This window comes from Flavobacterium sp. FG19 (assembly GCF_057809475.1).
The window spans coordinates 131999-143416 of the sequence record NZ_JBMDKA010000011.1; the positions used below are offsets into that span (position 1 = coordinate 131999).

The following is an 11418-nucleotide window of genomic DNA, read 5'->3' on the forward strand; positions in this document are numbered from 1 at the left end:
CAATGAATCAGGATCCAAAAACACACTTTAGGAGAGTACTGACGGCTTTATTCGGCCTGTTCGTCAGTGTTAGTTTACAGGCTCAGAAGTTTGATACCTATTTTCCTAAAAAAGACCTTACCACTGTGGGCGTTTATTATTATCCGGAACATTGGGAAGAAAGTCAATGGGATCGTGATTTGAAAAAAATTGCCGAAATGGGTTTTGAGTTTACCCATTTTGCTGAATTTGCCTGGGCACAGCTGGAGCCGCAGGAAGGAGTATATGATTTTAAATGGCTGGATAAAGCCGTAGCGATTGCGGCAAAGTATAAACTCAAAGTGATTATGTGTACTTCGACTGCAACACCTCCTGTATGGCTGGTCCGCAAACATCCGGATATACTGGCGACTTATGAAGACGGAACCAAAACAGATCACGGATCGAGGCAGCATGCGTCATTTTCGAGTAATTATTACAGAAGTTATTCTTTAAAAATGATTGAACAGCTGGCTAAAAAATACGGGAATAACAAACAAATTATAGGCTGGCAGGTCGATAACGAACCTTCCCGTTTCCTGGATTATGGTGCAGATGCACAACAGCGCTACCGTAACTGGCTAAAACAGAAATACGGCACTATTGAAGCTTTAAACAAAGCCTGGGGAAACAGTTTCTGGAGCGGCATTTATTCTGATTTTAGTGAAATTAATATTCCGCTTCATAAAGAATGGGGAATGAATCTGCACTCGCAGTTAGACCATTATCGTTTTGCCGACGAAGAAACGGCTACTTTTCTGGATGATCAGGCTGTTACCATTCGGAAATATGTCTCTAAAGACCAGTGGATCACCTCTAATTACAGATCCAATTATAATGAAAGTTTTGTGGGAATGAGCAAAGAACTGGACTTTGACTGTTATACCCGTTATTTAGTTTATGGCGGAAGTTCCGGAATTGGGGCTAACGGATATCGTTTGGGAGATTATACCAGTATCGGAATGTCTAATGATTTCTTCAGGCCTCTAAAAGGCATGTATGGCTGTATGGAACTGCAGCCCGGTCAGGTAAACTGGGGAAGCATTAACCCGCAGCCCTTACCGGGCAGTGTACGAATGTGGTTATGGCATGTTTTTGCCGGAGGAAGTAAATTTACCTGTACGTATCGTTTTCGCGCCCCATTGTACGGGTATGAGCAGTTTCATTACGGTATTGTGGGAACAGATGGTGTGACACCAACTACAGGCGGAAAGGAGTTTGTACAGTTTATAAAGGAAATCGATACTTTACGAAAAAAATACAATGCCAAAGCCCAATTACCGGACTATTATTTAAAACGTAAAACCGGAATTTTATTCAATGGCGATAATGTGATGGGTATAGAACTGAATAAACAGACAAAAGAATGGAATACCATTTCGCATTTTCTGAAATATTACAAAGCCTCAAAATCTTTTGGAGCACCAGTGGATTTTGTCCGTGATACCACTGATTTTTCACGATATCCTTTTTTACTGGTTCCGGCCTATCAGATGATTGATCAGAAAATGATTGATAAGCTGACTTTGTATGCTAAAAACGGAGGGAATTTAGTACTCAGCTGCCGTTCGGGTATTCAGAACCGTCAGGGGCATTTATGGGAAGCTAAATTTTATGAACCTATGTGGAATTTAATTGGTTCTCAAATTGAATCGTATGATTTACTAATGCCGCAGTCGCCGGGTACCATCACTTTTGAAAATCAGAAGTTTTCGTGGACCAGCTGGGGCGATTTACTAAAACCGGAAAAAGGTACAGAGACCTGGGCAGTATACGAAGGTGATTTTTATTCTGGAACCGCCGCTGTTATTTCGCGCAGATTAGGCAAAGGGACTGTAACTTATATTGGTGCTGATTCCAAAAACGGAGAACTGGAAAAAAAGGTACTGCAGAAATTATATCAAAAACAAAATGTCTCCATCGAAAATTATCCTGAAGGAATCATGGTCGACTATCGTGACGGCTTTGGTATTGCGGTTAATTATTCAGATAAAATCTATGTCCTTGATTTACCAAAAAATGCAGAGATCATTATGGGAAACAAAGCCCTGAAAACAGCCGGAGTACTGGTTTGGAAATATTAAAATAATCAGAAAAAGATAATGTTGAAAACCAAATTTCTTTATAGTCTTACCGCACTTTTGTTTACTGTAGCAATCATCGCACAGAAGGATGTTCCGGTAAATAGTCCCGGAGCCGGAAACCCCGTTTTACCGGGCTGGTTTGCTGATCCTACTATTAAGAAATTTGGAGACCTCTATTATATTTATGCTACTACCGATAATGAAATGCTGGCATCTGGTGCTCCGACAGTCTGGTACAGTCAAGACCTGAAAAACTGGTATAATTACATCATGGAAATTCCGGCTTTTTCGGCAAAAAACATTACTAATTTCTGGGCTCCGGATATTATAGAAGCCGCCAATGGAAAGTATTATTTGTATTTTGGAAACTGCGAACTAGGCTGTAATATCTACGGTTATGTATCCGATTCACCTGTGGGACCGTGGACCAAATTAAGTGAAAACGATGTTCCGGTGATTTCAAACGGTTTTCCCAGAGAAAATTTCCCGTCACTGGATGCCCAATTTTTTAAAGATACCGACGGCAGGATATATGGATATTGGGGAACCTGGGTACACTATAACGGCGGATATGCTGCGGGAGAATTAGATACCAACACCATGAGCGGAATGAAAAATTCCCTCAATATTCCCTTAGCACAGACACCTTCCCCTTTTGAAGCTGCTTATATGATGAAAAAAGGATCTAAATACATTTTAATGTATTCCGGAGATTCCTGTCATGACGAAACCTATAATGTACGGTATTCTTATTCGGACTCTCCGTACGGGCCTTTTGTTCCCGGAAAAAACAATCCTATTTTAAGTACCAGTGAAGATAAAAGTACACATGGTCCGGGACACCATTCCGTTTTAGAAGAAAACGGAGAGTATTACATTGTGTACCACAAACACGATTATCCCATGACCAGAGGCGGACTGGCGAGGCAGGTTTGTATCGATAAAATGATCTTCGAAAATGATTCGACTATTCAAAAAGTCGTTTCTTCTAATAAAGGAATAACTGATTTAGTACAATATGAAATTCCCGAAAATATAGCATTTAAGGCCAAAACAACAGCTTCTTCTTTTTATCATTTAAAAGCAGCAGCGTATGATTATGAATACAAACCCTCTTTTACCACAGATGATAATAATGCCACCATGTGGAAAGCGGCTGATAATACAAGTGCTCAATATATAACAGTTGATTTAGGTGCTGAGAAAAAAGTAAAAAGAGTAATGACCCAGTTTGAATTTGCCTCTTATTATTATCAGTACAAATTAGAATATTCTCTAAACGGAAAAAACTGGAAGCTTTATGCCGATCAATCTCAAAATCAGACCGCCGGGAGCCCCATGATTGATGATAATGATGTAACGGCCCGTTATTTAAAATTAACCATTCTGGGGGCTGAAAAAACAGGATTGTATCCGGCAGTCTGGAATATCAAAGTGTACAGTTCCTTATTTGATATTCCGCTGTCTTTAAAGAACAAACCGTCAGTTAAGGCTCCTGCTGTAAAAAGTACCAAAAAGCTGTTTGTTAATCTGGATGCTGAAAACACTGTTGATCAAAATACAGCAGTTTTCCCGAACAAGGGATCACTGGGAGGCAGTTTTACAAAAAAGGGCGAAGTGACGTTAGAAAAAATAAACGGAAGGCAGGTTTTTAATTTTAAAAGAGGAACTTTGACCTTAAATAAACCCGTGCCCCAAAGTCTGGCATGGAACGGTTCTTATACTGTGGCCGTCTGGGTTCAGAATCCGGAAATAGCCGCTGAGGGAGAAATCATGGTTTCATGGTGCGACAGAGAGGCTTATGGTTTAGCCAATTCGTATAATGCCCTGGCGTATAACAGTGGAAATTATGGAGCGGGAGTACATTTAGACGGTCATTTTGATATGAAATATAAAAAAGTACCCGAAGCCGGTAAATGGCACCATATCGTTTTAACTTTTGATGGAGTTAGCGAAAAAGTATATGTAGACGGTCTGTTAGATAATTCGCAGCCTATGCTTTTGTCTTCAGCCATAGAAAAGGCTGAAATTATAATTGGGGCGTCAGATATTGGAGAATATTTTTCAGGTTTGATAAGTTCAGTACGAATGTATGATTATGCTCTTCATCAGAAAGAAGTTCTCAAACTGATGCAGCAGACAAAACCCGCAATAAAGAATCAATAATTTACAATTTTTATAAAAACAATGACAATAGGAGTAGGAGGTTCAGACGCAGCCGTTGAATTAGAAAAAATAGAAAACAGAACTCAGAGTGTAAAACCAATTCCGATTGAGGAATATACAGAACGTATACAGAATGCCATTCGTTTGATGAAAGAACAATCGGTTAAAGTGCTGTATCTGAATGCAGGAACCAACTTGTATTATTTTACGGGAACACTTTGGAGCGCATCAGAAAGAATGGTAGGGGCATTGCTTTTTGATGACGGCTCCTTAGAATATATTGTACCTAAATTTGAAGAAGGGACTTTTAAAAAATACAGAAAAGTAGAAGCAGCTATAAACTGTTGGGAAGAACACGAATCACCATATGTTTTATTGGGAGAAATTGTAAAGACTAAAAACATTTCTTCAGGTTCCATAGCGCTTGACGAATCGGCTCCTTATTTTTTAGCAGACGGTGTTTCAAAAGCCAATAGTGTTTATACTTTTATAAATGCACAGCCAATTACAGCTGGCTGCCGGATGCAGAAATCAGAGAATGAAATTGCCATTATCCAGAAAGCAAAAGAAATTACAATGGAGGTGCAAAGAGCCGCCGCCCGAATATTAAGACCGGGAATTACCGTAAACGAAGTCACTGATTTTATCAATAAAGCCCATATCAAAGCAGGCGTTTCTTCCGGTTCCTATTTTTGTATTGTATTGTTTGGAGATGATACACAATATCCTCACGGTGTTTCGGTACCTCAGCCTTTACAGGAAAATCAGGCCGTTATTATCGATACAGGCTGCAGGCTCGAAGGTTATCTTTCTGATATTACCAGATCGTATGCTTACGGAACAGCTTCAGAGGAATATAAAACAATCTGGAATCTGGAAAAGAAAACACAACTTGCCGCTTTTGAAGCCGCTAAGATCGGAGCTTCCTGCGGTTCAGTAGACGATGCGGCAAGAAAAACACTGGCCGAAGCCGGATTAAGCCCGGATTACAATTTACCGGGATTACCACACAGAGTAGGACATGGTACCGGACTGGATATTCATGAATACCCGTATCTGGTTAGAGGCAGTGAAATAAAACTGCAGAAAGGCATGGTAGTAAGTAATGAACCTATGATTTGTATTCCCGGAAAATTCGGAATCAGACATGAAGATCATTTTTATATGACCGAAGAAGGACCAAAATGGTTCACCGAACCCATGCTGAGTATTGACAATCCTTTTGGATATTAATTTTTCCCCAATTAATACATAATGTAAAATGAAACAGCTGCTGCTTTTATCGCTATTAATGGTTTATTCTGTTGTTCAGGCACAGGAAACACCAAGAATTCAGATTGAAACCCAAAATTCGGCTTTGGTTTTAAAAACAGGTAAAAACAAACAGCTGTATCAGACGTATCTGGGCACAAAACTGCAGAACGATTTGGAATATGAATTAGTATCAAAAGAAAACACAAAAAAGTTCGTCATAAACGATGGAAATCCTCTGATTGATCTGCGTCATAAAGCGTATCCGACTTTTGGAACCGATAATTTGTTTACACCTGCGATCCGGCTCACGCATAACGACGGCAATCCGTCACTAGATTTAGAATATCAAAGTCACAGCAGTAAAAAACTGGATGCCAATTCATCAGAAATCAGGATTGAATTGAAAGATCCCCAGTATCCGGTGTGGGTCACTCTTTTTTATAAAACCTATTATAAAGAAAATGTAATCGAATCCTGGACCGAAATCAGACATCAGGAGAAAAAGCCAGTCGTGCTGTATAATTATGCTTCTTCGGCACTGCATTTAGATGCGGACCGTTATTGGCTGACTCAATATCATAGTGATGTGGTAGAGGAAATGCGAATGGAGGAAAGCCAGCTTACGAGAGGAAATAAACTAATCGATTCTAATCTGGGGGTACGTACCAACATGTTTGCCGCTCCGGCCTTTTTTCTTTCGTTAAATTCAAAATCTACTGAAAATACAGGAGAAGTTATTGCCGGAACCATTGCCTGGTCCGGGAATTTCAAGTTTAGTTTTGATCTTGACAACAATAATGAGCTCAGAATTATTTCGGGAATTAACGAATTTGCTTCAGAATACAGTCTGGAACCCGGGACAGTTTTTAAAACGCCTTCGTTTATTTATACCTTTTCTGCTCAGGGCAAAGGACAGGCTAGCCGAAATTTGCACGACTGGGCCCGAAAATACGGACTTAAAGACGGCGAAAAATCACGTTTAACCCTGCTGAACAACTGGGAAACGACTTTTTTTGATTTCGATCAGTCCAAACTGGCCGGAATGTTTGAGGATGCCAAAACACTGGGAGTGGATATGTTTTTACTGGATGACGGCTGGTTTGGTAACAAGTATCCGAGAAGCGGTTCCGTCTCCGGTTTAGGAGACTGGCAGGCTACTAAAGCCAAACTGCCGGACGGTCTTGGTTTTTTGATGGAAAAGGCGAAAGAAACCAATGTAAAGTTTGGTATCTGGATTGAACCCGAGATGATTAATGAAAAAAGTGAATTGTATGAGAAACATCCGGATTGGGTATTAAATCTGCCCAACAGAGAAAAAAGCCTGTACCGTACACAGCTGGTGTTAGATTTGTGCAATCCAAAAGTGCAGGATTTTGTATTTAAAGTTGTAGACGATATTATGCAGACGGAATCTGGTGTTTCCTTTTTTAAATGGGACTGCAACCGTATGATGACCAATGCCTATTCAGTATATTTAAAAAACAAACAATCGCATTTGTTTATCGAATATACCAAAGGATTATACAACGTTTTGAATAAGATTAAAAACAAGTATCCAAACCTCCCTATGATGCTTTGCGCCGGAGGAGGAGGCAGGGTCGATTATGGAATGCTGAATTATTTTACAGAATTCTGGGCCAGCGACAATACAGATCCTTTTGACCGTATTTATATACAATGGGGGTATTCTAATTTTTATCCTGCACTGGCGGTCTGTAATCACGTAACTTCAATGGGAAATCAGTCGGTTAAGTTTAGGACTGATGTGGCTATGATGGGAAAACTGGGGTTTGATATTCATGTTGGCGGATTAAAAGAAGATGAACTGGTATATTGTAAAGATGCAGTAGCGAATTACAAACGACTAAGTCCGGTAATCTGGCAGGGCGATTTGTACCGACTGGTTTCGCCTTACGAAGACAGCAGGGCAGTTTTACTGTATGCGAATAAAGATAAAACAAAGGCTGTATTATTTTCCTATACACTCAACCCCTTAACAGATCCCAATTACAGTTTAGTCAGACTACAGGGTCTGGATCCTTTAAAAAAATATACCGTAAAAGAAATCAATATCATGCCAAAAGCAAAAAATACCTTTGAAGAATCCGGCAATGTTTTTTCAGGTGATTTCCTTATGAAAATTGGTTTAAAAGTTTCTTCCTCTAAAAGAGAAAGCAGTGTCGTATTGGAGATTACAGTTGTTGAATAGAAAAAACAGGAACCTGTTTAAGGCTCCTGAGTACATTTTCTTATTTTTTGTAAAACTTCATGGTCTTTTAAAGGAATAAATTTTTTGGTCGTTTCCAAAATTCCTTTATTAGTTGTAACGCTCACCCTTATTTTTAAAGCAGTGGCATTAAATTGGTCTTCGATACCATGATAAAGTACCAGGTTTTTACTGCCGGGTGAATTTTTCTCCATATAAACTTCATAAGTTGTAATAGAGTCTTTGCTTTTATAACTCATTTTTTGAATGCTTCTTCCTTCGTAAAGGGTATCTTTAACTGTATAAGGTTCATCTGTATGTATAACATAATGAAAATTAAAACCATTTGTTTTATTTTTTAAATCTTGCGAAGAAATGTCTTTGGCTTCTTTAGTAAGATCCGGCCCCAGGTCTTTATACAAATCTTTTTTTAAATCGATGAGACAATAGCTGTTTACGGATATTGTAGATTCAAACAACTCTCCATAGTCTATTTGATTTGACTGAAGTATTTTTTCAATTGCAAACCCTTTACTTATAAAAATACTGTCATCAGGCATTTTATAACTTAGAAGTTTCCCTTTTTTAGAGTATCCTAATAATTGTGTGTTAATGATATAAACACCTTCTTCATTTTCGTCAGCAGGATTTTGACCCGCTGAATTTATAAAAAGAAAAAGGATAAGCAGCGCAGAAGTAATGTTTGTCATAAAATAGCGTATCGGTTAAAAATTAATACTTACACAGTGTACTATATAAGACAACCGAAGGGAATAAAAGGGTGACAAAATTTGAAAAAAAAGACAGTTGTTCTGAAAACTCCTATAGTAGTCTTTTGCCTTTTAATATTTTAAATATTTTGTTAATAAAGGGGGTATCAGAGGTTATGTCGAGGATTCAAAAAAGAATACGGAAAATATAACCACACAAACAGCCTGCGGAAGTTATATTTGGAATGGAACTACTTATACTAAATCAGGAATTTATACCAGATCGACCAATAACTGTGTTACTGAAAAACTGGATTTTTAACTAATCAAAACTTATTTATAAAAGAACAGCTCTTAGGGCAGTTTTTTTATAAACGAGTATATTTTTAGAGATACTTCTTTAAAAATATATTCTTCAAAAGATTTGATTTTTATTGGATAAAACTTAGAAACAGGGTTTAGTTCAGTCGTTCTGTACTCTCCATTCGTAAACAGTATTCAGTTCCTAAATAAAGAGGATTTCCGTGTTTTTCGGACCAAAAGCCGTCTAAAATGTCTTTATTGATACATCTGTAAACAGCAACACCTTTAAAAGTCAGATTGTCTTCGCCTTTATAACTAAAGTTAATGACGAGGATATTATCTTTAAAGAAGCCGGTTCCTTTTTGTACCTGTGAATTGTTTATAAGCCATTTGGCCTTAATACGGTTATTATTATCCAGAGATAAGCTGAGAATTCCTTTATAGGTTATCTGGTCGCTTTCTTCCTGGTTACTGCCGGAAATAGAGTAATCTCCAATTAGATCTTGTACGGTCATTTATTTTTATTTGTAAAACTTTGTAACTCAGTATGGACAATGAATTATGAAATACGAGCTGCAATTGGAGTACAAATATGAATAAAATAACGCTTAGTAAACAACTATTCTTCTCTGTTTTCAAGTTCTATTCTGAACTTTCCCAGATAAGGATTATCGGCCATTTGTGAATGCCCTATTATCAGTAAATAATTCCCTTTTTGCTCAACAGGGATTTTCAAATCCATTCCAAAAGGTCCGTCTGAGGTTTTATCAGGAAAAATAATCTGGTTAAAGCGAATGTTTCCACTGCCAGTAGTGGTTATGATTCTTGCGTTTAATTCTCCAGAATTATTTGTTTTAAATTTCACATATACTTTTGAATGAACGGAATCTAAAGTACTTTCGGCAGTAAATACATTTTTATCGTTTTTAAAATTCATAAAGACAGTGTCACCAATTTGTTGGTTGACTTCTTTAACAGTCTCTGTTTTTTCAGTTTTAGTAATCGAGTCAGAACTTACTGTTGTCGTGTTTTTATTTTCTTTTGTCTGACATGAAAAAAGTAAAATGCCCAGCAAAAACACAGGAGAATTTCTCATAACCCTATTTGTTTTTTTAGTTTAAAATTTCAAATGTACCAGGATGCTCCTCATTTTCATCATATTCTCCTGCCAGTTTAGCATTTGAATCTTCTGCTTCCCAGTTATTTTCAGTGTATGCTGAATCATAATTTAATAAAAGCTGCTCTTCATAAGAGATTTTCTCAGCTGGAGTTTTTTCGCGTGTATGGTAATTTTCAAATATCATATCAATTGAGTTTAATTTAGTAGAAGCAATAAGTTTTACTTAAAAGTATTATTAGTACTACAAATTAATCTTATATGATTTTTGGAATTGTTTACAGAATTTTCATTTTGAAATAAAAAGTAATAAAGAAAGGGGAGGAGTTTATGGCTTTTTAGTGGTTTGTAAAGTCATTTCTATTTTGTCGAACAGAATTAAAAGCATAAAAAAAAAGATCTGTCTCAAAGTGAGGCAGACCCTTTGCTCTTTTGTAAGATACATCAGGCTAAATATTCAGACTGAAATCTTTATAGTTTTTCAAGTAATTTCTTTTTTTGTTCGTTAAATTCTTCCTCTGATACGATTCCGCTTTCTTTAAGTTTTGCTAATTTCTCAAGCTGGTCCAGAACATTTGGTTCAGAAGCTGTTGGTGGGGCGACAGTTTCTTTGGGTTGAGAAAGTTTATTTCTGACAAATTCTGAAAAACTTCTTGCTGATGTTTTTTCGACATTTTCAATTTTGGCAATATTCCCGGATGCATGTATTCTTATTTCTCCATAAATCAACCCGGTTTCATACTGAATGGAGTTAATTTTGTCTAGAGCAAAATCTTCTACTTTTAATCCGTACAGCATTCCCTTATCAACAAATAATAATCGTCTGTTTGTTGAAACCAGAATTCCTTGTCCTTTGTTGTAGGTTCCCTGTGCTAAATTGTCAATTGTTTCAGTAGGAGCAAGAATGTTTGGAAGTTCATTTATTTCCCTTCTTCCTAATAAAGTAGACAAACCACTAATTTTAAGCCCCTGAATTGTTTTTTTTATTTCTTCAAGTTTTGAATTTTTTTGTTCTTCTGATGCTAAGGTTTCGTGAAGTAAACTTTTAATGTCAGTCGTGGAATGCTTTTTTAATTTGAAAGCAACTCTCGGACTTACACTATTTATTTTGCTAAAGCAGGGAGAACAAACAGCCCCGCCGTCACTTAATTTACCTGCACCAAAATTGGGTGTATTCATAAATTTTAGTTCAGTTGAACAAAGGATACAATTTGCCATAATTTATTTGTTTTTAGTTGGTTTAATTTGAGACGTGGTTCAATTGTCCTATAAGCAAATAACATAATTAAAATGGATGGTATGTGGCTGCTGCTTTAAAGACTCTTAACAAATATAGAATAAAAACTAATTGCAGATAAGTAGTTTTTATTTAAGTCTTATGGAATTGTGCGGAATCTTATTATATAAAGACCTGAACACGAATTATTAGTAAAATTGCCTGAGTTTTTTTAATAGAAAAGGAGGTATCTCTTATAAAAATAACGCAACCGATTGTGTAATATGCTCTTTTTTTTATATTTGTATTGAATAAAGTTGAATTAACCAAACCAAATTTTAATT

At 37.0% G+C, this 11418-nt stretch carries 9 protein-coding genes; 4 read left to right on the forward strand and 5 right to left on the reverse strand.

Features of this window, described 5'->3' with window-relative positions:
- Positions 1-2: 2 nt before the first annotated feature.
- Genes ACODST_RS12830 through ACODST_RS12845 form a run of 4 tightly spaced genes read left to right on the forward strand, consistent with a single transcriptional unit; the run spans position 3 to position 7731 of the window.
- Positions 3-2102 carry a beta-galactosidase gene (locus ACODST_RS12830; RefSeq protein ID WP_488932507.1) on the forward strand — a complete coding sequence of 700 codons (2100 nt, stop codon included), beginning with the start codon at positions 3-5 and terminating at the stop codon, positions 2100-2102.
- An 18-nt stretch (positions 2103-2120) separates the two neighbouring features.
- A complete protein-coding gene (locus ACODST_RS12835) occupies positions 2121-4268 on the forward strand; it encodes a family 43 glycosylhydrolase (RefSeq protein WP_488932508.1) in 2148 nt (715 codons plus the stop codon).
- Between the two features lie 21 nt (positions 4269-4289).
- Positions 4290-5501, forward strand: coding sequence for a M24 family metallopeptidase (locus tag ACODST_RS12840; RefSeq protein WP_488932509.1), 1212 nt, complete (start codon positions 4290-4292; stop codon positions 5499-5501).
- 28 nt (positions 5502-5529) lie between these two features.
- Positions 5530-7731 carry an alpha-galactosidase gene (locus ACODST_RS12845; RefSeq protein WP_488932510.1) on the forward strand — a complete coding sequence of 734 codons (2202 nt, stop codon included), beginning with the start codon at positions 5530-5532 and terminating at the stop codon, positions 7729-7731.
- Between the two features lie 17 nt (positions 7732-7748).
- Here the strand turns inward: ACODST_RS12845 and ACODST_RS12850 are convergent, their stop codons facing one another.
- The 5 genes from ACODST_RS12850 to ACODST_RS12870 form a co-directional block, all read right to left on the reverse strand.
- Positions 7749-8438, reverse strand: coding sequence for a hypothetical protein (locus ACODST_RS12850; protein WP_488932511.1), 690 nt, complete (start codon positions 8436-8438; stop codon positions 7749-7751).
- A 458-nt stretch (positions 8439-8896) separates the two neighbouring features.
- Positions 8897-9256: a hypothetical protein gene (locus ACODST_RS12855; RefSeq protein WP_488932512.1), complete on the reverse strand. Its 360-nt coding sequence runs from the start codon at positions 9254-9256 to the stop codon at positions 8897-8899.
- A 104-nt stretch (positions 9257-9360) separates the two neighbouring features.
- The gene (locus tag ACODST_RS12860; protein ID WP_488932513.1) at positions 9361-9837 is read right to left on the reverse strand and encodes a hypothetical protein; all 477 of its coding nucleotides are present in this window, start codon (positions 9835-9837) and stop codon (positions 9361-9363) included.
- A 16-nt stretch (positions 9838-9853) separates the two neighbouring features.
- Positions 9854-10045 carry a hypothetical protein gene (locus ACODST_RS12865; protein ID WP_488932514.1) on the reverse strand — a complete coding sequence of 64 codons (192 nt, stop codon included), beginning with the start codon at positions 10043-10045 and terminating at the stop codon, positions 9854-9856.
- A 284-nt stretch (positions 10046-10329) separates the two neighbouring features.
- Positions 10330-11037: a PH domain-containing protein gene (locus tag ACODST_RS12870; RefSeq protein ID WP_488932515.1), complete on the reverse strand. Its 708-nt coding sequence runs from the start codon at positions 11035-11037 to the stop codon at positions 10330-10332.
- Positions 11038-11418: the final 381 nt, after the last annotated feature.